Origin of the sequence: Streptomyces sp. NBC_01591 (genome assembly GCF_035918155.1) — a bacterium.
In the GTDB taxonomy this organism is placed as follows: Bacteria; Actinomycetota; Actinomycetes; order Streptomycetales; family Streptomycetaceae; genus Streptomyces.
The window spans coordinates 1250582-1273704 of the sequence record NZ_CP109327.1; the positions used below are offsets into that span (position 1 = coordinate 1250582).

Consider the following 23123-nt stretch of genomic DNA (forward strand, 5'->3'; position numbering starts at 1 on the left):
CCACACCCTCTGCTTCGGAATCTTCGAAGCATCCGGAACACCCCGACCAAGAGAAGGGCACCTCCATGTCAGTCGCCCGCCGCAGATTCATCCAGGGCACGGCCGTCGCCACCGGCGCCGCGCTGCTGCCGACCGTTCCCGCATACGCCGCGGACCCGGTCACCATCGAGGCCGACGGCATCACCCTGGTCGGCCGTAGCGACGGCAGCGTCCTCGTGCAGGACGGTGCGGGCGCCGACCGCATCCTGCTCAACCACTTCATGATCAAGGACACCGCGCTCGGCCAGCAGCGCACCTTCGGCGGTACGCCTGCCCGGATCACGCTCCCCGACGGGCGGCCCGCGATTCAGGTCACGTACACGATGGCGAGCGGCGTGTCCGGAGTCACGGTGCGCGGCACCTTCGACGTCACCTCTCACAAGGCACACATGAAGTGGGAGGTCGGCGGCTCCAGCACGCTCACACCGGCCGGCTTCATGTTCTCCCGCACGGTGTACGGGGCGAGCGCGGCGGAGTCGTACGAAGCGCTGACCGTCTGGGAGCGGGACGCCCGGGGCGGCATTCCGTACGAGGTGAACGCGGGCGGCGCGTACGTGGAGACGTGGGCGGGATCGAAGGGCTTCATCTGCCTCCCGTCCACCAACCCCGCGAACACGAACGCCACATGGGTCCACGCCCCCGGCACCTCGACCGGCGCGGGCACCGCGGTCACCGAGGCCGATCTGGTCCTCGGTGATCTGCGGCCGCGCGGTGCGGGAGCGATCGCCGCCAAGAAGCCCCTCGGCGTGGAGGTGTGGACCGACCAGCCGTTCAACCTCTACAAGGCGGCCGGGCAGACGATGACGCTCAAGGCACAGGTCGTCAACGGCTCCGCCGCGGCCAGGACGGTGACCCTCACCTGGTGGGCGCGGGACTTCGGCGGCAAGAAGATAGCCGGTGGAACTCTCTGCAGGAGCCTCGCGGCGGGCGCCGCCTGGAACGCCTCCTTTCCGCTCACCTCGCCCTCGCAGAACATCGTGTTCACCGAGGTGGAGGCGGTCAGCGGCAGTGACAAGGCGCTGGCCCGCACGAATCTGAGCGTGCTCCCGGAGTTCACGTACAGGGCGGGCAAGGAGTCGATGTTCGGCCTCGCCAACTACCCCTGGTTGCTCAAGCCCGGCAAGGACGCCGTGCTCGGGCTGGTCAAGACGCTCGGCATCAAGTGGATCCGCATCGCCTACGCGGGCGCCCCGGGCATCGACACCGCGACCCTGGACGCGAACGGCATCGGGCACAACGTGGAGCTGAGCGGCATCCCCGTGGGCGGTAGTCCGGAGCAGATCGCGGCCTGGGCCGACACGAATGTCGCCAAGGCCCTGGACGCCGAGGCCACGTACTTCGAGGTGAGCAACGAGGTCAACCAGCCCTGGATGTCGGGCCGCGGCGCCGACGCCTACGTCCGGGACGGTCTGCGCCAGGTCACCACGCGCCTCGACGCGGCGGGCTCGCGGATGAAGGTCATGAACGCCGGCCTCGGCGGCATGGACTACGTATGGACCAAGAACTTCCATGACGCGGGCGGCTGGGACCTCATCGACGCCTTCGCCTTCCACCCCGGTCGCGGCAACTTCACGCCCGACTTCGCCCCGCCGCCCGAGGAGTGGACGCTGGGGTCGTCCGGCTCGTACTGGAACTTCCTCGGCGCGCTGCGCAAGGCGAACCAGGTACTGGAGGAGTACGGCGGCGACAAGGAGCTGTGGCTCACCGAGGCGTACGCACCGACCCGGCCCAACGCGTGGTGGAGCGACACCTACCGGCACGCCGCCGAGAACACGCTGCTCACGCTCGCTCTCGCCAAGTCCGAGAAGGTACGCGCCGTCAACTGGTACCAGCTGCACGACTCGACGATCCACCACCCCCAGGAGGCCGACCCGGCCAACCCCGAGTACCACTACGGCCTGATGAACCGCGACACCAGCGCCAAGCCCTCGCTCCTCGCCTTCGCGACCGCCGCCCGGGTCCTGGACGAGGCCGAGTTCGTCCGGCATCTCGCCTTCGCGGACCAGGACATCAAGGGGCTCCTCTTCACCACTCCCGGCGGACCGGTGTCGATCATCTGGAGCCGCAAGGACGGCTACACACTCAACTCCGATCACGGCGAGGATCCTTGGTACGCGTCGCCGGAGCCCTGGATCGACACCTGGACGACCAAGACCGCGGTCGTCGCCCACTCGGGGACGGTCAAGGGCACGGTGCGGGAGCTGAACTGCATCGGCCAGGAGCGCACCCTGAAAGCCTCCGGCGGCAAGGTCACCCTCACCCTCGACGGTGCCCCGCGCATCTACTACGGTCTCGCCGCCAATCCCGACTGGAAGTAAGTGACGTACGACATGAGGAATGAAACCGCACGGCACGACATCACCGTCGTCGGCGGCGGCCTGGCCGGGGTCTGCGCGGCGATCGCCGCGGCCCGGCTCGGCCGGAGCGTCGCGCTGATCAACAACAGGCCGGTGCTCGGTGGCAACGCGAGCAGCGAGGTCCGGGTATGGGTGTGCGGCGCGACCGGCCACGGCAAGAATCACCATGCCCGTGAGGGCGGCATCATGGGCGAGTTGCTCGTGGAGAACCAGTTCCGCAACCCGGACGGGAACCCCTACTACTGGGATGCCGTGGTCCTGGACGCCGTGCGCGCCGAGCCCGGCATCACGCTCTACCTCAACACCGACGTGCGCGAGGTCGACGCCGAAGGTCCGGACGAGGCCCGGCGGATCACCTCGGTCACCGGCTGGATGATGGGCTCGGAGCGGCGGATACGTTTCGAGAGCTCCCTCTTCCTCGACTGCACAGGAGACGGCCTGATCGGCCACCTGGCGGGCGCCCACCACCGCATCGGCCGGGAATCCCGCGCCGAGTACGACGAGGCATGGGCTCCGGAGACGGCCGACGACATCACCCTGGGCTCGACCCTGCTCTTCTATACGAAGGATGCCGGTCACCCCGTCAAGTTCGTGCCGCCGAACTTCGCCAAGGACATCACCCAGACCTCCATCCCGCAGCGCCGCATCATCAAGGCGGGCGACAACGGCTGCGCGTACTGGTGGATCGAGTTCGGCGGCGAGCTCGACACCGTCCACGACAACGAACGCATCCGCGACGAGCTGTGGTCGGTGATCCACGGCATCTGGGACCACATCAAGAACTCCGGCGAGTTCGACGCGGCGAACATGACCCTGGAGTGGGTGGGCTCGGTCCCCGGCAAACGGGAGTACCGGCGCTTCCTCGGCGACTACGTCCTGCACCAGGGCGACATCCTCGGCCAGACCGAGTTCGCCGACCGGGTCGCCTTCGGCGGCTGGTCGATCGACCTGCATCCGCCGCAGGGCATGTTCGCCACCGAGGCAGGCGCCAGACAGCTCTACGCGGACGGCATTTACCACATCCCGTACCGCAGCCTCTACTCGGTGAACACCGAGAACCTGCTCTTCGCCGGGCGCAACATCTCCGCCAGCCATGTCGCCTTCGGCTCGACCCGGGTCATGGCGACCTGTGCCACGATCGGCCAGGCGGCCGGCACGGCGGCGGCACTCTGCGCCACCGGGGATGTCACCCCGCGCGAACTCCCCGTACCCGAGCTGCACAGGGCGCTGCTGCGCCAGGATGCCTCGCTCATCGGCCTCGCCTCGACGGACCCGGACGACCTGGCCCTGCGGGCGACGGCCACGGCCTCATCCACCTTGAAGGGCTTGGCAGTCGAGGAGCCCGACGAGCGATGGCCGCTCACGGCGGACGCCGGACTCGTCCTCCCCGCGGACCCGGACCTCTCCGGGGTGGAACTGCTCGTCGACGCCGACCGCGACACCGAGATCGTGATCGATCTGTACGACACCGAACTCGGCCAGAACTACGTCCCGCGCCGCCTCGTCAGCTCCACCACCCTTCCCGTCACCGCCGGTGCCCGTCAGTGGCTCAAGACGGGCCTGGACTGGTCTCCCGAAACCCCGCGCAACGCCTTCCTGGTCGTCCGCGCCAACGATGCCCTCGCCCTGCACCGCTCCGACCGACCGACTCCCGGCGTTCTGTGCTTCACTCACGTCCCGCCGCGTCCGTCGGACGAATCACCGCAGTTGCTGCGCGAGTGGACGGACACGGGTCTGCTGCGCCGCACATTCTGCTTCCGCGCGGGAGAGACCGCGGCCTACTCCCCCGCCAAGGTCACCGACGGCTATGCCCGCCCGTACGCGGGACCGCACATGTGGGTCTCCGCACCACTGGCGGACGCCCCCTCCCCCTGGCTCGAGTTGACCTGGCCCGAACCGGTCGCCCTGAGCCGGATCGAGGTCATAGCCGACGACGACGTCAACGAGGACCTGATCAACCTGCACCACCACCGCACGCCCTTCGACACCCTCCCCACCCTCCTTCGCGACTACCGCGTCGAGGCACTGGAGGCTGACGGCAACTGGCGCGTTATCGCCCGTGTGGCGCAGAATCGGCGGCGACGCGCGGCACACACGCCGGCGGAGCCGCTCACCACATCGGCGATCCGGGTCGTCGTCGAAGCCACCAACGGGGCGGCGTCGGCGCACGTCGTCGCCGTGCGCGCCTACGAGTAGAAGAACCGACGCAGGGGAGTGACTGGATGGTCGTCAGAGCGATGGTCACCGGGGCCGCCGGGCGGATCGGGCGAGCGGTCCTCGCGCTGCTCGCCGAGCGCGGGATCGAGGCGAACGCCCTGGTCCTCGATGATCCCGGCGATCTCGCGGCGCGCCTGGTCGTGACCGGTGACGCCGCCGATGCGAAGACCGTGCAGGCGGCTCTGGAGGGCGCCGACGCGGTCATCCATCTGGCGGCGATCCCGACTCCCGCGCGCAACACCGCGCTTGAGGTCTTCGCGGGCAACAGCCTCTCCACCTTCACCGTCCTGGAGGAGGCCGGCCGGGCCGGGATCCGGCATGCGGCGGTGGCGAGCTCCTGGGGTGTCACGGGCCTGCCCTGGACGGACGTTGAGGATCCGCATCCGCCGTACGCACCGGTCGATGAGGCGATGGCCTCCCAGGTGGCCGACCCTTATGGCCTCTCCAAACAGGTCGACGAGCTGACAGCGCAGATGATGGCGCGGCGGCACGGGATGAGCGTGGTGTGCCTGCGCTATCCGTACGTGGGCGGATTCGAGGAACGGCTGCACGCGCACGCCGCCCGGCTCACGGCCGACCCGGCCGCGGGGGCAAGGGACCTGTGGACGTACCTCGAGGTCCACGACGCGGCGAGGGCAGCGCTGCTGGCCTTGGACGTACCCGGCCGTGCGGCGCACGCGGTACACCTCTGCGCCCCCGAGATCATCGTGCCGTACCTGACGGAGGAACTGCTGCGCCGCTACCACCCCACCACCGTGCTGCGGCACCCGCTGCCGGGTCGCGCGGCGCCGGTCGACACCTCGGCCGCGCGCAGGCTGCTCGGATTCACGGCTCGGAATCTCCTCGGTCGCGGAGCGGCTGCCCCGAGTTGAGATCACGACGGCCGTCGAGCCGCCGCAGAACGGGAGAGAACAGGACGTTCCCCGAGGCCGAGTGAGGTACCGAGTGGCATACGCGACGACTCCACCAGTCGTCGTAAGCCGGGACGGTCGGGGTGCGCGAATTCCGCGCCGATGACGTACGGAACCCCGGACACCATGGTGGCGAGCGTCGACGTCGTCCGCGCCGACGAACACGCCCGCCGCCCTGGGCCGGACAACCTCATCCCGCTGTCCTGCAACGAGATCCAGCGTCTGTTCATCGGCGTCGCTGTCCGACCCGTTCACGGCCTGGCCCACCGGCTCGCACGGTCCGCCTGGCGACGCCGCCACCAGGCTCGATCACGAGTCGGCCATTACCGCCGACAAGCCGCGTCCCAGACCTGGAGATCACGATCTACAGCTGGAGCACCGAGCCCTCATCGGTGGCCCCTGAAGGTCTCCCCCGCTGCCGCATGGCATCCCCGATCAGACGATTGGTGTGGTCCTGTGCTCCGGACAGGAACGTGGCGTAGTAGGGGAACGGGACCTGGATGCTCTGCCCGGCGGTCCGGGCCGGTAGCAGGCCGGACAGTGGGTGCTTCGCCCACTGTCCGGGGGCCGTGATGACCAGGCGTCTGCAGTGTCCGCCCGCTCCGGGGCCGCTGAGCACGAAGTCAGCGGCGTGTGCGACGTGTACCGAGTCCGCCCTGCACGCTCGCTGCGTGATACGTCAGCCGCACTCTCACACCAGCGGGTGAATGATCTCGGAGCATGACCAGGATCACGCTGCGGGCGCGGGTGTACCTCGCTTGATCGAGTGACGTCAGATGGTTGCGGCCGCGCGTCCCACCGCGCCACCGCTGAGAAGCGCGCGGATGTCGCTCCGCCGCCTCACAGCTGCGATCCCCCGGATGTCGTCACCGCCCGCGACCCGGCGCGGCTCCTCCCGGATCAGGCACGCACCACTCGCATGCAGTACGTCGAGACGCATGTGCAGCTCATCGCCGTCCCACCGGGCAAAATCGTGGACAAGGGGTGAACCGGGGGAGCCACTGCCGCACCAATGCGACCGAGTTCGAGTGGCAGCACGACGGTGGGCAGCTAAGACTGAGGCAGCGGTTCGGGATCCGGACAACAGATCCCGTCCTCGCGATTTCCGGACCACTCGCTCCGGCCATCGAAAAGCGCGGGTACGGGGCGCCGGCCGTAATGGCGGCGACACTCGAAAGTTCCTCAAGGAGCTCGCATGGAGGAGAAATCCTTCGACGTCTTGACGCCCGGGCCGAATGAATCCGCAATCGGCATACGCAAGAACACCAGCCCGGAGACCGGCATCGAGAAGAACCTCGCCGAGGTGCTGGCTGACGTCATGTGTGTCGAACGGGTGTCGATCGACGGCCATTTCTTTGATGACCTCGGCGCCAACTCATTGGTAATGGCCCATTTCTGCGCACGAGTCAGAAAGCGGGCGGACCTTCCCTCGGCGTCGATGAAGGACATCTACCGGCACCCGACGATCCGCAGCCTGGCGACGGGCCTCGCGAATGCCGCGCCCGTCGAGCCGTCGGTCCCGGCGCCGACCGAGGTGGTGACCCCGGTCCGCACGGTGCGGTACGTCCTCTGCGGAACCCTGCAGTTCCTGCTTTTCCTGGGATACTCCTTCCTCGCCGGACTTGTTGCCGACCGAGGATATGCATGGGTCTCCGCCGGGTCGGGTGTGATCGATGTCTACCTGCGGTCGTTCGTCTTCGGAGGCGTCGGCTTCGTCGGTCTGTGCACCTTCCCCATCGCGGCCAAATGGCTCCTCATCGGCCGTTGGAAATCACGCGAGTTTCCGGTCTGGGGTCTGACCTATCTGCGCTTCTGGACCGTCAAGGTGCTGATCCACGCCAACCCGATGATCTTCTTCGTCGGCAATCCCTTGTACGTGCTGTACCTGCGGGCGCTGGGCGCACGGATCGGCAAAGGGGTCACGATCCTCTCCCGCAACGTTCCGGTCTGCCCCGACCTGCTCACGGTCGGCGCCGGCACGGTGATCCGCAAAGACTCGTTCTTCCTCTGCTACCGGGCGCACGCCGGCCGTATCCAGACCGGCCGGGTCACCCTCGGCCGGGACGTGTTCATCGGCGAGAAGACCGTGCTCGACATCGGCACGTCGATGGGCGACGGGGCTCAACTCGGCCACACGTCCACGCTGTACAGCGGCCAGGCGGTCCCGGGCGGTCAGCGCTGGCACGGGTCCCCGGCACAGCTCACGCAGCACGACTACCTGCGGATCGGGCCGGCCACATGCGGCACCCTGCGCCGGGCCGGCTTCGGCCTCATCACCGTGCTTCAGTTGCTCTTCCTCTACGTGCCACTGGCTGTCGGGGGCGTGTACATGCTGGTGACCTTGGTCCCGGCGCTGCACAACCGGCTGGGTCCGGGCACGGTGGAGCTCGCATCGCCGTATCTCTACATCGACGCGCTGGTCCTTTCCCTGCTGCTGTTCTTCGGCTTCGTAGTCGTGGGCCTGGTCGTGATGTTCACCGTTCCGCGCCTGCTGAACCTGGTCGTCAAGCCGGACAAGGTCTATCCGCTGTACGGGTTTCATTACTCGACGCACCGGGCGATCGGGCGCATGACCAACATCAAGTTCTTCACATGGCTGTTCGGTGACAGCTCCTACATCGTCCACTACCTGCGCGGCATCGGATACGACTTGTCCCGAGTCGAGCAGACCGGGTCGAACTTCGGCACGGAAGTGCAACACGAGACCCCGTTTCTGTGCTCAGTCGGGAGCGGGACAATGGTCGCCGACGGGCTCTCCATCATCAACGCCGACTATTCGAGCACGTCCTTCCGGGTGTCCCGGGCCTCGATCGGGTCATACAACTTCCTCGGGAACAACATCGCCTATCCCTCGGGGGCCAGGACAGGCGAGAACTGTCTCCTCGCGACGAAGGTGATGGTTCCGCTCGAAGGCGAGGTGCGCGAGGGGGTGGGCCTGCTCGGCTCGCCGTGCTTCGAGATTCCCCGGTCGGTCGAGCGCGATTCCCGGTTCGACCATCTTCGCACCGGCGACGAGTTGCGCCGCAGCCTCGCTGCGAAGAACCGCTACAACATCCGCTCGATGGCCTTCTTCCTGCTCGTGCGGTGGCTGCACTTCTTCGTGCTCACGATGTTCGGCCTGGCGAATGCCGAGCTGTACGACAGCTACGGGAACGTACTGATCGCCGCGTTCCTGGTGTTCAGCCTCGGGTTCACCGCTGTCTACTTCGTACTGGTGGAGCGCGGCATCGCGGCATTCCGCGCGCTGCAACCGAAGGTGTGCTCAATCTACGACCCCTACTTCTGGTGGCACGAGCGCCTCTGGAAGGTGCCCGATACCTACCTCAACATCTTCAACGGCACCCCTTTCAAGAACGTGATCTGGCGGATGCTGGGGGTTCGGATCGGCAGCAGGGTCTTCGATGACGGCTGCTATTTGACGGAGCGGACGCTCACCACCATCGGGAGCGACTGCACGCTCAATGCCGGAAGCAAGATCCAGTGCCACTCGCAGGAGGACGGCACCTTCAAGTCCGATCGCAGCACCATCGCCCCCGGCTGCACCCTCGGTGTGGGAGCCCACGTCCACTACGGCGTGACGATGGGCGACGGCGCGGTACTCGCCCCCGACTCCTTCCTCATGAAAGGCGAAGAAGTCCCCCAGCACGCACGCTGGGGAGGAAACCCCGCCGCGGAGATGCGAGACGCCCCCAATCAGCCCGAGGCGCTGACGCGGAAGGGATAGCAGCTCCGCCCCTGTCAGCGCGGAACAGCACGGTATCGAAGGCTAATGGAGAGAGACGGCCAGATGGGAATGCAAGCGCAGGCCGACCGGGAATTCTGGCGCGATGTGCTCGTCGCCGGTGGATTCACCGAAACCCCGCGGTGGACGCTCGATCCGGTGAACGGCGTCGGGGAACACGAGGCGCCGGTCCCGGACGACGTCGTGGCGGCGTTGGGCCGGCTGGCCAAGGGCCTGGCGGTGCCGCTCGACTCGGTGCTGCTGGCAGCGCACGCCAAGGTGATCGCCGCGCTGTCCGGCGAGCACGAGGTCACGACCGGATATGTCAGTGCGGAGGGCGGCCGGCCGCTGCTCTGCCGGCTGACGACCGAGCCCGACTCGTGGCGGACGCTGCTGCTGGATGCCCATCGAGCCGCGTCGGATTTGCTGTCGCACGCGGACTTCCCGGTCGATGAGCTCAGGCGCGAACTGCGCCTGGCCGAGCCGTCGATCGAGGCCGTGTTCGATCCGCATGGAATAGGCGGCGAAGTCGCCGGTAACACCATGCTGTGGGTGGGGTTTTCGCAACGCGGCGACCACCTTGTGTTGCGGCTGCGGTATCGGACCGACGCGCTCGACGAGGACTGCGCCGTCAGGATCGCCGGATACCACCTCACCGCACTCGCGCTGATCGCCACCGATCCGGACGCCGAGCACGGGCGACAGAGCCTGCTCTCCGCCGAGGAACTCCACTTCCAGCTCGAAGAACTCGCCGGTCCACACCGGGAACTGCCGGACCGCCGATTCCACGAACTGTTCGAGCAGCGGGTGGCGTCACACCCGGACGCCGTCGCCGCGGTGCATGGGGAGCTGCAACTGACGTACCGGGAACTCAACGCGCGCGCCAACCGGGTGGGACGAGCACTGCTGGCGCGGGGGCTGCGCCCCGAGGGTGTCGTCGCGGTGGTGACCGAGCGCAACCTGGACTGGATGGTCGCCGTCCTCGCGGTCTTCAAGGCCGGCGGCGTGTACCTGCCCATCGAGCCACATTTCCCGGCCGACCGTCTCGCGACCATGCTCTCCCGTGCCGCATGCGGGCTCGTGCTGACCGAACCGGGCAGCACCTCCACGCTCGACCAGGCCCTCGACTCACTGCCCGGGGTCCGGAAGCTCTTCGTCGGCGCAGCCTACGAGGAAGACCATGCCGACGGTGATCTGGACCTCCACGTCGCACCGGACCAGCTCGCCTACATCTACTTCACCTCCGGCTCCACAGGTGAGCCCAAGGGCGCGATGTGCGAGCACGCGGGCATGCTGAACCACCTGTACGCCAAGATCGACGACCTGGAGATCGGCGAGGGACAGGTGGTCGCCCAGACCGCACCCCAATGCTTCGACATCTCGCTGTGGCAGCTGGTGTCCGGGCTCCTGGTCGGGGGGCGGACCCTGCTGGTGGAGCAGGAGGTGATCCTGAACGTCCAGCGGTTCGTCGACAAGATCGTCGACGGCCGGGTCGCCGTCCTCCAGGTCGTACCCTCCTACCTGGACGTGGTCGTGTCCTGGCTGAAGCAGCACCCCCGCGAGCTGCCGGACCTGCGGTGCGTGTCGGTCACGGGCGAGGCGTTGAAGAAGGAGCTCGTGCAGCGCTGGTTCGCCGCCCAGCCCGGGATCAAGCTGGTCAACGCCTACGGGCTGACCGAGACCTCGGACGACACCAACCACGAGGTCATGGACCGCGTGCCCGACGGAGACCGGGTGCTGCTGGGTCCCGCGGTCAACAACGTGCACGTCTACGTCGTCGACGAGCACCTGGTCCCGGTGCCGCTCGGAGCCCCCGGTCTGATCGTCTTCTCCGGCGTCTGCGTCGGCCGCGGATACGTCAACGACCCCGAGCGCACCCGGCAGGCCTACCTGGCCGATCCATACCGTGAGGGCGCCCGGCTCTACCGGGGCGGCGACTACGGCCGCTGGACGCCCGAGGGAAAGCTGGAGTTCCTCGGCCGCCGCGACACCCAGGTGAAGATCCGTGGCTTCCGGATCGAGATCGGCGAGATCGAGAACACCCTGTTGCAGGTGCCCGGCGTTCGCGACGGTGCGGTCGTGGTCGCCGAGCGGGCCGACCAGAGCAAGCACCTGGTGGCGTTCTACTCCGGTCGGCGGCCGCTCGAGGTCGACGTCATGCTGGACCGGCTGGGTGGGTCACTGCCCGCGTACATGGTCCCGTCGGCCTTTCACTGGCGGGAGACTCTGCCGCTGACGGCCAACAGCAAAATCGACAGAAGGACTCTGCAGGCACTCGCCGGAGAACTCGATGTCGTCCGGGACGACTACCGCGCGCCGGATACGCCGACCGAACACCAGTTGGCGGCCGCATGGGCGAAGGTGCTCGGCATCCCGCAGAACCAGATCGGACGGCGGGACCACTTCTTCGACCGGGGCGGCACGTCGCTGTCGGCAGTAAAGCTGGCCATCGTCCTGGACCGTGCGGTGTCCCTCAAGGACGTCACCCGTCACCCGATCCTCGCCGATCTGGCCCGGCTGGTCGACGGCAGGTCCGAGCGGCGTGCCGGGCTGCTTCAGCCGCTGTCGGAATCGGACGGTGCGCAGACCGCAGCCCTGGTGTGCTTCCCCTACGCCGGCGGCAACGCGGTGAACTTCCAGCCGATGGCCAAGGCGCTGCCGGACGGTGGACCGGCGGTCTACGCCGTCGAGCTGCCCGGTCACGACATGGCCGCCGAGAGCGAGCCGCTCGCTCCGATGACACAGGTGGTCGAGCAGGTCGTCGACGAGATCACCGGGCGTGGCCTGACCAGGGTCCTGCTGTGGGGCCACTCCTCGGGCACCGCGTTGGCCTTGGAGACGGCCAGAATGCTGCGGGAGCGCGGGGTGGACGTCCAACGGGTGTTCCTCGGCGCGCAACTGCTCGGTGACGCCGACGACCGGCGCGCCACCATCGCCGAGCTGACCGGGCGGAGCAACGCCGAGATCGCCGCGCACCTGAGCACGGACGGCGGCTGCACCGCACTCGGTGAGCTGGGTGCGCAGCACGCCGAGCACGTCGGCGCCGCCTACCGGCACGACTGCGTGTCCGCTCACCACTACTTCACCGACGCCCTGGAGCACCCGCCCGCGCAGAAGCTGTCCGCGCCGGTCACCGTGGTCGTTGCCGCGGACGACCCGAGCACGGCGGAGTACCCGCGCCGGTACCGCGACTGGCAGCTTCTGGCCGGACAGGTAGACCTGCACGAGCTCGCCGACGGCGGCCACTACTTCCTGCGTACCCGTCCGGCCGAGGCAGCAAAGGCCGTGCTGCAGGCCACCGAATTGTTCGCTTCTTCCTGAGTGTCAGTTGAAAGGAGATCGAGATGTCATCCACATCCACGACGTCGCTGGTCGACGTGGAACTGGAATCCGGCAAACCCCCACGGCTGCGGGCCGAGGTCACCGGCGACACGTCGGCGTGGGCGGCCGAGCACCGGGACGCCCTGCGCGCAGTCGTCGCCGAGCACGGTTCGGTCCTGGTCCGCGGCCTCGGGCTGCGTGACGCGGCCGAGACCGGAGCCGTCTTCTCGAAGCTGGCCTCCGGTCTGATGACCGAGCGGGAGGCCTTCGCACCCCGGCAGGCCTACTCCGACGGGGTGTACTCCTCATCGAAGTGGCCGCCGAACCAGCCAATGTGCATGCACCACGAACTGAGCTACACGCTTGAGTTCCCCGGCCTGATGATGTTCGCCTGTCTCAGCGCTCCCACCGACGGCGGGGCGACTGCGGTGGCCGACTCACCGACCGTGCTCGCCGCGCTGCCCACCGAGTTGACCGAGCGGTTCGAGCGCGAGGGCTGGCTGCTGACCCGCAGCTACAACGACGAGATCGGCGCGTCCGTCGCCGAGGCCTTCGGAACCGAGGACCGGGGCGCCGTCGAGCGCTACTGCCGCGCCAACGCGATCACGTTCGAGTGGCAGCCCGACGGTGGACTGCGCACCAGACAGCGCCGCAGCGCCGTGGTGCGCCACCCGGTCACCGGCCGACGCTGCTGGTTCAACCAGATCGCGTTCCTCAACGAGTGGACGATGGCCCCCGAGGTGCACGAGTACCTGGTGGACGTCTACGGCGCCGACGGGCTGCCGTTCAACACCCGCTTCGGCAACGGCGACCCGATCGGCGAGGACGTCGTGCAGCTACTCAACAGCGTCTACGAGGCGAACACCGCACGCGAACCGTGGCAGGCCGGCGACCTGATGCTCGTCGACAACGTCCGCACAGCGCACAGCAGAGAGCCCTTCGAGGGACCGCGCGAGGTGCTCGTCGCCATGGCCGAACCGGTGCGTCTGGACGACTGCTCGCCGACCGTAGAGGTGGCTACGCGATGACCACTGTCGATTCCACCGCGAGAGAGCCCGCAAGGGTCGCACCGATCACCGTGCCACCGTTCGCGGTGATCTCCGGTGCCCAGGTCCAGCGCACGCTGCACGGATGCGAGAAGCGGATCACGGAGCTGGTCGAGGCCACCTACCGGGTGCACGGCGCCGGTGATTCGGTGAACCCGCCGTCGTACTTCCTGCGTTTCCCCGACCGCCCGTCCTCCCGGATCATCGCGCTGCCCGCCTCGATCGGCGGGAAGACACGGGTGGACGGCCTGAAGTGGATCTCCAGCTTCCCGGAGAACGTGACGGCCGGCATCCCAAGGGCATCGGCGGTGCTGATCCTCAACGACCACGACACCGGCTACCCGTTCGCCTGTCTGGAGAGTTCGATCATCAGCGCCACCCGGACGGCCGCGTCGGCGGCGTCGGCGGCCGACTGGCTCAGCCGTGACCGGACGCGACCGACGCGCGTCGGGTTCTTCGGGGTGGGCTTGATCGCCCGCTACATCCACACCTTCCTGGTCAGCACCGGCTGGTCGTTCGACGAGATCGGCGTACATGACCTGTCCCCCGACAGCGCGGCAGGCTTCCGGTGCTATCTGGAGCAGTCGGACACCGTCGGCCGGATCACCGTGCACGACAGCGCCGAGCAGTTGATCCGAAACAGCGACATGGTCATCTTCGCCACGGTCGCCGGTCAACCGCACGTCAGTGACCTGTCATGGTTCGCACACAATCCGCTGGTGCTGCATGTGTCGCTGCGCGACCTCGCGCCGGAGATCCTGCTCGCCTCGACCAACATCGTCGATGACGTCGAGCACTGCCTCAAGGCCGACACGTCGCCGCATCTGGCCGAGCAACTCACGGGCAACCGGGACTTCCTACACGGCACGTTGGACGACGTGATGGCCGGACGGGTGACGGTGCCGACGGACCGGCCGGTGGTGTTCTCGCCCTTCGGCCTCGGGGTGCTCGACCTCGCGGTGGGCAAGTACGTGTACACCGAAGTGGCCCGCTGCGGAGAGTTGCACGTCGTCGACGACTTCTTCCACGAACTGAGCCGGTACGGATGAGCCGGCCGGGAGCGCAGGAGGCTCCTTCTTCGAGACTGATCCCAGGAGAGACCATCAGTCACGTCGCAGCAGGTCCTGACACACGAGACAGCGGCCGCTGACACAGGACCCCGTCCCGCCGGTTGGAGACGGGGTCTCGCCCGCACAAGCGAGGAGCCCGCCCACAGCCGGATGGTTCCGAGAGCGCTCTGCTCCAGACAGAGGAGACCATGGTGCCCGTCATTTCCACTCCCTACGCCTTCAACGAAGAGGATCTCTATGTCGACCTCCAGTCGATCTTCGGGCACTCGCTCTTCCTGAAGTGTGAGGGCTTCAACTTCGCCGGCTCGATCAAGTTGAAGGCCGCGACCGAGATGGTGGAGGCCGCTGAGCGGGATGGAATCCTGACGCCGGAATCGATCCTGGTCGAGTCCTCGTCCGGAAACCTCGGCGTGGCGCTGAGCGTGATCGCGGCGAGCAAGGGATACCGGTTCCTGTGTGTGACGGACTCCCGCGGCAATCTGTCGAACAGAATGATGATGGAGGCGTTGGGCAGCCAGGTGCATGTGATCGCCGAACAGGAGGCCAACTCCGGCTTTCTCGGCGCGCGGCTCGATTACCTCCGCGCGCTGTGCGCCTCCGACGACCGGTATGTGTGGCTCAGTCAGTACACCAATCCGAGCAACTGGAAGGCGCACTACCGCACGACCGCGCCAGAGGTCGCCCGACAGTTCCCGCAGCTGGACGTGCTGTTCGTCGGAGCCGGCACCACCGGGACCCTGATGGGCTGTGCGCGCTACTTCCGGGGATGGCACCGGCCGGTGCGGATCATCGCGGTGGACAGCGTCGGCTCGGTGTCCTTCGGCGGTTCGCCGGGCCGCCGGATGATTCCCGGTCTGGGCATGAGCATGCGCCCGCCGCTGCTCGACGAGTCCTATGTCGACGAGGTGATTCGTGTCGAGGAGGCGGACACCATACGCGCCTGCCATCGTCTGGCCAGGCGCGGATTCCTGTTCGGCGGCTCCACCGGCACGGTAATCAGCGGCGCAACGGACTGGTTGGCCCGGCATGACGCGCGCGAACTCACCGCAGTGGCCGTCGGCCCGGACCTCGGCGAGCGCTACCTCGACACCATCTACCAGACCAACTGGCTGCAGGATCTCTACGGCGAGGACGTGCTCGACTCCGACAAGGAGGCCGCCGATTCCTGGGCAGCCGCCCCCCCGCCGACCATACGGTAGGGCCGCCGGGGTCGTGCGCGACGCTCGGGATCCCTGTATCGCCGACGCTTCCGAGGAGCGGTGTTGAGCCATTCGTGTTGTGATCGATGACGGAGGAGGCAACGCTGTCGGAACGGGAGGAAATCATGGCTGAGAAACTGCGAGCGCGAGACATCATGTCCGGCGGCGTGCAGTGCGTCGGTGCGCACCAGTCGCTGTTCGACGTGGCGAAGATGATGCGCGATCTGAACGTCGGTTGCCTACCCATCTGCGGCGACAACAACAAGCTCACAGGCTTGATCACCGACCGTGACATCGTCGTCAAATGCTGCGCCGAGGGCATCGACCCGGCAACCGTGCAGGCCGGATCGCTCAAGGCCAAGGTGCACTGGATCGATGCCGAAGCAGACGCCGGCGACGTCCTGACGACCATGGAGGAACACCAGATCAAGCGGCTGCCGGTGATCGACGTCTTGGGAGGCCACCGTCTGGTCGGCATGATCACGGAGGCAAATCTTGCGAAGAATCTGAGCGACGAACAGATCGCCGAGTTCGCGAGCCGCGTATACGCGAGTGCCGGGACGTCCAGCCAGTCCACGGACTGAGGTCTCGCCGAAACCCACAGGCCAGATTGTGATCTGTGCTGTCGGGATCGAGCCGATGTTCGGCGCCTGGAGGGGGGCGCTGGTCGTGACCGGCCTCGCCGAGGAGACCTGCACTCACGGCTGCGCGGGACGGTGCTCATGAGCCGGTCCAACCAGGAGGGCCACATCGTGCTCGCGCCCGGCATCACGAGCGAGTTGGCAGTGGATTGTCCACCCCGTACGGCGATTCGTGGAGCGCCCACGCGCCGATCAAGGACCCGGTGGTGGCCGCGAAACTCTTGGCCGGCCCGTGGCGAGCCGATCCGCTCGCCACGCTGACCGAGCGGGAACGCCCGGTTCTCGCGTCGATGACCAAGGGCCTTTCGAACGCGGCGATGGACGGCCGGCTGTTCCTCAGCGGGCACGCGGCCGTTCAGCCGTCGGCCCTCAGGGCCTGGAGCAGCATCGGTAGCGAGGAGTGCAGCTCACGCTGCCAGTACGGCCAGCCATGGGTCCCCGGTCCGTAGAAGTTGGTGGTCACATGCTTCGCGCCCTTGCGTTCGAGTTCGCTCGCAAGGGCTTGGTTCTGCCTGTTGAAGTCCGCCTCGAGCGCGCTCGTGCTGCCCGGCGGGTCCAAGGGGCCGGAGGTGCCGTCACCGCACGACAGGTAGACGGGGATCGGCGTGAGGCGCTTGGCCAGGTGGAACGGGTCGTGGGCCGCCCAGACGTCACGTTGCGCGACCGGGTCGCCCCAGACCCTCAGCGGGTCGTTGCCCTGGCCTGCGAAGAACCCCATGATGCGGTTCGTCGACTCGTCGTTGAGCAGCGGGTGCACGGAACCGGAGTACGCCGCGGCCGCCTTGAACATCCCGGGGTGCCGGGCGGCATACAGCAGGGCGCCCTGGCCACCCATCGAAAGTCCCGCCACGACGCGGTTCCTGCTCGCCCCCCAGCCGTGCTCCAGGAGCAGGCGCAGTTCCTTGGTGTGGAAGGTCTCCCACGCCGGGTCACCGCCCTGGCCGTAGTTCCACCAGTCGCTGTACCAGCCGTTCCAGCCGGCCTCCGGCATGACCACGAGGACGTCACGCAGGCTGTCGGTCCGCGCGATGTCGGTACGAGCGGTCCACGACGTGTAGTCCCCGCAGCAGCCGTGCAGCAGCCAGAGCGTCGGCCAGTGCCGGCTCCGGTCGCCCAGGTCCCAGCCATCGGGCGTGAGCAGACGTACGTTCACCGTCCGGCCGCCGAGGGCCGGTGAACGCACCGACAAGTCGACCTGCCGGTCGGCGACCTGGGTGACCGCGACGACCTCGGCACCCCGGGACGGGACCCGCGACCCGCCCGCCTCCCAGGCAGGTGACATTGTCGACGCGGTAGCGAGCGCCGGCGGGGTCGATGCGACGGCGAGCAGCAGCGCGGCAAGGACGAGCAGGAGGCGGGATCGGTGGAGTGGGACGGCGGTCATGGCGGCTCCCGGTGGTCGGTGGTCGCTGGCTCCGGTGTTCTCGGACCGGGCCGGGTCAGCCTCGGTCCGGCAGGATCAGCAGTGCATCCCCGACAGGGCGTTCACCGGCCGCGTCGGACGGGTTGTTGATCACTTCTCCGTCGACCACCATCGTGGTCGACCCGCCGCCGTCGAGATTGACCGCGTCGCGCAGGCCGAGTGTCCTTGCGACGGCGGCGCTCTCGGGGATGCTCAGCCCGAGCGCGTCCGTGCTGCGTCCGTCGGCGGTGACGAACACGGTCCTGCCGGCGGTGTCCACCCCGGCCAGCGTGCGTGGGTTGCGCTTGTGCACCCAGCCGTAGTAAAAGCTCGCGTTGCCGGGCTGCACCATTCCGTCGGTGGCAGGCGTAACGTGCATCCGCCCGTCGCGGACCAGTTCGGGGCCGCCATTGAGGATGCTGGTCGCCGGTGATGGGGAGACCTTGTGACCGCTGCCGTCCCGCAACATCCCCTCGATGCGTAGGGGTCGGCCGACCTGCGCCAGGGTGGCCAGCTCGGCGACGCGCGTGCCGGTCGCCTGCACGGAGCTGCCGCCGGCCGGCAGCGATCCGCCGCGCGGTGAGCGGAGTTCGAGGACCCGCCCGCGGGCGTCCAGTACCGCTTCCACGCCGTCTCCCTGTGGCGTCCGCCGTCCGTAGTCCGGCGTGAACGCCACGAGTTCGTCGCGGTCGGTGCAGGTCACGTCGTGCAGGGGCAGCTGGGTCGGAGTGTCGTCGGCGGTGCCGCCGCAGTTCCTGATCAAGCCCGGTACGCGGTCGACGCCGTCCAGAGGTTGCGACGCGTCCCGGCCGACGGCCCGTCCCTCCCAGGTGAGCCGGGCGACCCCGCTGTGCCGGCCGGAGTCGCGCATCACCAGGCCTGGGCGCCCGTTCACCGGCTCGCTCAGCAGCCGGCCGTCGTAGACACCGACGCCGGCCGGATCGCCCGGTGCTCCAGCGCTCGGGTCGAGGACGAAGAACCCGCCGTTGACCGCCGCGGTCGCGCCGGCGGCGGCTGCCAGCTCGCTGGTCTTCTCGCGGTTCTCCAGATCGGCCCCGTACGATGCCCTGAGCCCGCCGCGGAACCGGTCCGGGTCGATGGTGAGCACGTCGATCCGCCACGGGCCACGGTCCGCCGGGTTCCCGTCCCAGCCGGTGTACACGACGGACCCTGCATACCCGGACCCTCTCAGCCGGGTGCGCTCCGCCGTCCCGGCGGACTGCGAGTCGAACCGCCCGACCCGGACCCGCCATCCAAGCGTTCCACCGGCGTAGTCGGCGACCACCGGAGTCGTGACCTCCTCGACCCGGGTGTCAAAGCCGTCCTCCTGCAAGTCGGCAGCCAGCTCGTCGGCGCTCGCCCGGTCCTTCAGCGCCGTCGGCGGCGCGTCGGGGTCCGGCGAGGTGGCGCCGCCGGGTATGGAGACCTCGACCGTCCACGCAAGCGCCGGGGCGTCGGCACCGCGCACGATCCGCGTGAGGGTGACACCGGGCTGCAACGTCCGCGTGCTACGGGTCTCGGTCAAGCCGACGGCGCCCAGCGGCAGGGCACGCGTCGGCCCCGGCCGCGGCTCGGAGGAGGCAGGCGCCGGCAAGGCGCCCACCACGGCGAAGAGGGCCAGACCCGTACACGCACCGAGCAACTTGCTGTTCACGTACCCCCCTTGGAAAGAACGGCCCAGCAACGGTGCGTGCGGCAGCGACCACCAGTCAAGACGTGTGCACGTCCATCTCCTCGCCCGCTCGGAGCAGTTCGACAACACGGCCTGCCTCCCGGAAGTGGGCACTCCGGCACGCTGGGAATCCTTGTCCTTCCCGGGCTCGGAGGGCGCAGGGTAAGGCCGGCCGGGGAAGCCGGCGCGGTAGGTCCGTGGAGTGCGGAGTGCTCCCCTCCGCGGACCGCCGCGCCTACCCTGGCACGTGTGAGTGGGCCATCCTGGCCGGCAGGCGCCCGTGGCCACTCAGTGCAGATCAGTGTGGTGCGATGTCGCCCCCCGTCCCTCACCCGCTGCACCCGCTGGCAGTCGCTCGATGAGGATTGGGGACACCGGTGCGTCGGCTCCCCGTCCGTTCTGTGCGCTTCGAGTGAATTCCCGGCATGTTCCCGCCGAGTTGGTTCCGCTGAGCAGGAGTCCACGCTCACGCTCGATCAGGACGGACCGCAGCCACCGGGAGATCGCCGTGCACATCCTGCTTGTCGCAAGCGCCTTCAACAGCCTTACCCAACGTGTCCAGGCGGAGCTGAGGGACCACGGGCACTCCGTTGCCGTGCAGCTCGCGTACGAGGAAGACCCGGTCCGGGAAGCCGTCCGCCGGGAGTGCCCGGACCTCGTTGTGGCGCCGTACCTGAAGACCGCGATCCCGAGGGACGTCTGGTCGGTCCACACCTGTCTCGTCGTCCATCCGGGGCCGGTCGGCGACCGCGGGCCCTCCTCCCTGGACTGGGCCGTCCACGAGGGAGCGGACCGCTGGGGCGTCACCGTACTTCAGGCGAACGCGGAGATGGACGCGGGCGATGTCTGGGCGTCCGTGGCCTGTCCACTGCCCCCGTTGGGCAAGAGCGACCTGTACCGTAACGAGATCTCGGACGCCGCCGTGGAGGCGGTGCTCCTGGCGGTCGGACGCTTCGCGTCGGGGACGTACACCCCTGCGCCACAGGCCTCCGGCGCCGGCGAAGGCTGCCGCCCCCTGTTCCGCCAGTCGCTGCGTCGCATCGACTGGCGGTCGGACTCCACCGCGACGGTGGTCCGCAAACTCAGGGCGGCGGACTCCCAGCCCGGGGTGCTAGACGAGTTGCTGGGCGGCGAGTGGTTCCTGCACGGCGGGTATCCCGAGTCCCGGCTGAGCGGGCGTCCGGGGGATGTGGTGGCCACCCGGGACGGCGCGATCTGCCGGGCGACCGCCGACGGCGCGGTGTGGATTCCCGAGCTGCGGCCACGGCGGGCGCCGGGCGGCCCGGCCGCCTTCAAGCTCCCCGCCACCTCGGCGCTGGCCGGGCGGCTGTCCGCCGTGCCCGAGCGGCCGGCTCCGCTGCACCGGACCGGGGACGACGACACCTGGTCCGAGATCGGCTACCGGGAGGAGGCCGGGACCGGCTTCCTGTCGTTCTCGTTCCGTAGCGGCGCGATGAGCACGGCGCAGTGCCAACGCCTGCTGCGCGCCTACCGGTTCGCCTGCTCCCGGCCCACATCGGTGCTGGTCGTCGGCGGCGGCCGGGATTTCTTCTCCAACGGCATCCACCTCAACGTGATCGAGGCAGCGGCCGATCCCGGCGCCGAGTCCTGGGCCAACATCAATGCCATGGACGATCTGGTGGAGGCGGTGCTGACCACCACGGACCGGCTCGTCGTCGCCGCCCTGGCCGGGAACGCCGCGGCGGGTGGGGTGATGCTGGCCCTCGCCGCCGACGAGGTGTGGTGCAGGGCGGGCGCGGTATTCAATCCGCACTACCGCCGGATGGGGCTGTACGGATCGGAGTACTGGACGTACACGCTGCCGCGGCGGGTGGGTGCGGCAGCGGCCGACCGGCTCATGCGGGACGCCCTGCCGGTCAGCTCCACGGCGGCCCACCGGCTCGGGCTGATCGACAGGGTGATCCCGTGCGCCCCTCAGTCGTTCGACTCGGAAGTCGGCGCCCTGGCGACCCGCCTGGCAGCCCTGCCCGCGACGCAGTCCCGGATCCACGCGAAGAAGGAGGAGCGGGACCGGGTCGACCTGGCCCCGTACCGGGAGGCCGAACTCGTCCGCATGCACCGCATCTTCGCGGACCCGCACCACCCGTACCACGGGCTGCGCCGGGCCTTCGTCCGCAAGGAGCGCCCAGCGTCCGGCACCGCGGTCCCGCAGCCCCCGTTCCCCCGGGGCTGACCGCGATGCGGCGGCGGAGCGGCTACCGCTGCTTCGCCAGCCAGTCGTACCAGTGGGCCAGGCCCTCGCCGGTGGTCGCGGAGACAGTCAGCACACACACGTCCGGGTTCACCGAGCGCGCGTGCCGCACGCACTGCTCTACGTCGAAGTCGACATAGGGCAGCAGATCGGACTTGTTGATCAGGATCAGGTCGGCAGCGGCAAACATGTACGGGTACTTCAGCGGCTTGTCCGTGCCCTCGGTGACCGAGATGATCACGACCTTGCTGCGCTCCCCCAGGTCGAACAGGGCAGGGCACACCAGGTTTCCGACGTTCTCCACCATGAGCAGCGACCCCTCGGCCGGGGACAGCGCCGTGAGGGCGTCCCGCATCATCTCCGCGTCGAGGTGGCACCCCGCCCCCGTGTTCACCTGCACCACGGCGCAGCCCGTACGCCTGATCCGGTCGGCGTCGAGCCTCGTCTCCTGATCGCCCTCAACGACGGCCACCGGCCGGCGGCCGCCGAGGTCGGTGACGGCGCGTTCCAACAGGGTTGTCTTGCCCGCGCCCGGCGAGCTCATCACATTCACCGCCACGACGCCGCGGTCGGCCATCCACGTCCGGTTGCGCTCCGCGAGCAGGTCGTTCTTGGCGAGTACCTTCTGCTCGATGGTGACGGTCTCACCGGCTCCACTCGGCTGACGACGCTCGTGCGGATGAGGGTGCGGGTCCGGATGCGGATGTCCGTGGTCCGGTGCACCATCCTCCCGCAGCATCACGATCCTGGTCCCGCCGGACTCCTCGGCACAGCCGCAGGTACCGCACATGGTTCAGCCCACTTCCATGGAGACGATCTGCAGTTCCTGTCCCGATGTGATCTGCACATCCGCGCTGCCGCAGGGACACAGCAGAATCAGGTCGGTCAGGGTGAATTCGACGGCACAGGTGCGGCAGCGGCCGGCGCCGGGCGGCTGGTCGATCTCCAACTGCGCACCCTCGGCGGCCGTTCCCTCCGTGACCAGGCCGAAGCAGAACCGCATCGAGTCGGGCACCACGGCCGTGAGCACGCCGACGCGGACGCGGACCGATCGGACCGGACGCCCCTCGGCGCGTTCGCACACCGAGTCGACGACGCTCTGTGTGATGGCCAGCTCGTGCACCGGTGCCTCGTCCTTCCGCGGGTGGCTCCGACCGTAGGGCCACGGGAGGACCGTGGCACCGTCCGACGGGACCGGTCCCCCGCCCGGACCACCCGAGCGGCCCACCGTATGCCGTCATTCGGGCCCCGGTGACGCGGCGGGACGGCGAATTCCCCTGTTGCCGGTGCCCGTGAATCGAGGCGTGATGGTAGC

The 23123-nt window shown here is 68.7% G+C and carries 15 protein-coding genes and 2 pseudogenes; 12 read left to right on the top strand and 5 right to left on the bottom strand.

The annotated features are described in order from the left end of the window. The first annotated feature begins 65 nt into the window (after positions 1 to 65). From OG978_RS05940 to OG978_RS05955, 4 genes and pseudogenes are all read left to right on the top strand, one after another. Complete coding sequence (locus OG978_RS05940) at positions 66 to 2357, top strand: hypothetical protein (protein ID WP_326764174.1); 2292 nt, start codon at positions 66 to 68, stop codon at positions 2355 to 2357. Between the two features lie 12 nt (positions 2358 to 2369). Further along, the gene (locus OG978_RS05945) at positions 2370 to 4592 is read left to right on the top strand and encodes an FAD-dependent oxidoreductase (protein WP_326764175.1); all 2223 of its coding nucleotides are present in this window, start codon (positions 2370 to 2372) and stop codon (positions 4590 to 4592) included. 26 nt (positions 4593 to 4618) lie between these two features. Further along, the gene (locus tag OG978_RS05950; RefSeq protein ID WP_326764176.1) at positions 4619 to 5485 is read left to right on the top strand and encodes an NAD-dependent epimerase/dehydratase family protein; all 867 of its coding nucleotides are present in this window, start codon (positions 4619 to 4621) and stop codon (positions 5483 to 5485) included. Between the two features lie 171 nt (positions 5486 to 5656). Beyond that, positions 5657 to 5872: pseudogene (locus OG978_RS05955) on the top strand (IS701 family transposase); the annotation flags it as partial. A 424-nt stretch (positions 5873 to 6296) separates the two neighbouring features. Here the strand turns inward: OG978_RS05955 and OG978_RS05960 are convergent. Further along, entirely contained in the window at positions 6297 to 6464 is a 168-nt protein-coding gene (locus tag OG978_RS05960; protein ID WP_326764177.1) for a hypothetical protein, read from the bottom strand. A 255-nt stretch (positions 6465 to 6719) separates the two neighbouring features. On the opposite strand from OG978_RS05960, the gene OG978_RS05965 reads away from it, so the two are divergent. The 7 genes and pseudogenes from OG978_RS05965 to OG978_RS05995 all read left to right on the top strand — a co-directional run. Further along, positions 6720 to 9248, top strand: a complete 2529-nt coding sequence (locus OG978_RS05965; protein ID WP_326764178.1) for a Pls/PosA family non-ribosomal peptide synthetase — start codon at positions 6720 to 6722, stop codon at positions 9246 to 9248. A gap of 63 nt (positions 9249 to 9311) precedes the next feature. Then, complete coding sequence (locus tag OG978_RS05970; RefSeq protein ID WP_326764179.1) at positions 9312 to 12566, top strand: non-ribosomal peptide synthetase; 3255 nt, start codon at positions 9312 to 9314, stop codon at positions 12564 to 12566. 23 nt (positions 12567 to 12589) lie between these two features. After that, positions 12590 to 13594 (top strand): TauD/TfdA family dioxygenase, encoded by a 1005-nt coding sequence (locus OG978_RS05975; RefSeq protein WP_326764180.1) that lies wholly within the window; start codon positions 12590 to 12592, stop codon positions 13592 to 13594. After that, on the top strand, positions 13591 to 14661 hold the full coding sequence (gene sbnB, locus OG978_RS05980; RefSeq protein WP_326764181.1) for a 2,3-diaminopropionate biosynthesis protein SbnB: 1071 nt from the start codon (positions 13591 to 13593) through the stop codon (positions 14659 to 14661). The genes OG978_RS05975 and sbnB overlap by 4 nt, the downstream gene beginning before the upstream one ends. 212 nt (positions 14662 to 14873) lie before the next feature. Beyond that, positions 14874 to 15881 carry a 2,3-diaminopropionate biosynthesis protein SbnA gene (gene sbnA, locus OG978_RS05985; protein WP_326769947.1) on the top strand — a complete coding sequence of 336 codons (1008 nt, stop codon included), beginning with the start codon at positions 14874 to 14876 and terminating at the stop codon, positions 15879 to 15881. Between the two features lie 125 nt (positions 15882 to 16006). Further along, a complete protein-coding gene (locus tag OG978_RS05990; protein ID WP_326764182.1) occupies positions 16007 to 16465 on the top strand; it encodes a CBS domain-containing protein in 459 nt (152 codons plus the stop codon). A gap of 40 nt (positions 16466 to 16505) precedes the next feature. Continuing rightward, positions 16506 to 16761 (top strand): annotated as a pseudogene (locus OG978_RS05995) (NAD+ synthase); the annotation flags it as partial. Between the two features lie 116 nt (positions 16762 to 16877). Here the strand turns inward: OG978_RS05995 and OG978_RS06000 are convergent. Next, a complete protein-coding gene (locus OG978_RS06000; RefSeq protein WP_442817824.1) occupies positions 16878 to 17804 on the bottom strand; it encodes an alpha/beta hydrolase in 927 nt (308 codons plus the stop codon). Between the two features lie 157 nt (positions 17805 to 17961). Continuing rightward, positions 17962 to 19578, bottom strand: coding sequence for a phosphodiester glycosidase family protein (locus tag OG978_RS06005; protein ID WP_326764184.1), 1617 nt, complete (start codon positions 19576 to 19578; stop codon positions 17962 to 17964). 526 nt (positions 19579 to 20104) lie between these two features. On the opposite strand from OG978_RS06005, the gene OG978_RS06010 reads away from it, so the two are divergent. Further along, entirely contained in the window at positions 20105 to 21790 is a 1686-nt protein-coding gene (locus tag OG978_RS06010; protein WP_326764185.1) for a hydrogenase maturation protein, read from the top strand. A gap of 22 nt (positions 21791 to 21812) precedes the next feature. Here OG978_RS06010 and hypB read toward each other — a convergent pair whose 3' ends face one another. Both hypB and OG978_RS06020 read right to left on the bottom strand, forming a co-directional pair. Beyond that, a complete protein-coding gene (hypB, locus tag OG978_RS06015; RefSeq protein WP_326764186.1) occupies positions 21813 to 22598 on the bottom strand; it encodes a hydrogenase nickel incorporation protein HypB in 786 nt (261 codons plus the stop codon). Between the two features lie 3 nt (positions 22599 to 22601). Beyond that, positions 22602 to 22931, bottom strand: coding sequence for a hydrogenase maturation nickel metallochaperone HypA/HybF (locus OG978_RS06020; RefSeq protein ID WP_326764187.1), 330 nt, complete (start codon positions 22929 to 22931; stop codon positions 22602 to 22604). Between the last annotated feature and the right edge of the window lie 192 nt (positions 22932 to 23123).

What these genes read in the sequence shown, in the direction of transcription:
- OG978_RS05950 (WP_326764176.1), top strand. Translation starts at nt 4,619, where the DNA reads ATGGTCGTCAGAGCGATGGTCACCGGGGCCGCCGGGCGGATCGGGCGA.
- sbnB (WP_326764181.1), top strand. Translation starts at nt 13,591, where the DNA reads ATGACCACTGTCGATTCCACCGCGAGAGAGCCCGCAAGGGTCGCACCG.
- OG978_RS05940 (WP_326764174.1), top strand. Translation starts at nt 66, where the DNA reads ATGTCAGTCGCCCGCCGCAGATTCATCCAGGGCACGGCCGTCGCCACC.
- OG978_RS05975 (WP_326764180.1), top strand. Translation starts at nt 12,590, where the DNA reads ATGTCATCCACATCCACGACGTCGCTGGTCGACGTGGAACTGGAATCC.
- OG978_RS05945 (WP_326764175.1), top strand. Translation starts at nt 2,370, where the DNA reads ATGAGGAATGAAACCGCACGGCACGACATCACCGTCGTCGGCGGCGGC.
- hypB (WP_326764186.1), bottom strand. Translation starts at nt 22,598, where the DNA reads ATGTGCGGTACCTGCGGCTGTGCCGAGGAGTCCGGCGGGACCAGGATC.
- OG978_RS06000 (WP_442817824.1), bottom strand. Translation starts at nt 17,804, where the DNA reads ATGTCACCTGCCTGGGAGGCGGGCGGGTCGCGGGTCCCGTCCCGGGGT.
- OG978_RS05990 (WP_326764182.1), top strand. Translation starts at nt 16,007, where the DNA reads ATGGCTGAGAAACTGCGAGCGCGAGACATCATGTCCGGCGGCGTGCAG.
- OG978_RS05970 (WP_326764179.1), top strand. Translation starts at nt 9,312, where the DNA reads ATGGGAATGCAAGCGCAGGCCGACCGGGAATTCTGGCGCGATGTGCTC.
- OG978_RS05960 (WP_326764177.1), bottom strand. Translation starts at nt 6,464, where the DNA reads ATGCGTCTCGACGTACTGCATGCGAGTGGTGCGTGCCTGATCCGGGAG.
- OG978_RS05965 (WP_326764178.1), top strand. Translation starts at nt 6,720, where the DNA reads ATGGAGGAGAAATCCTTCGACGTCTTGACGCCCGGGCCGAATGAATCC.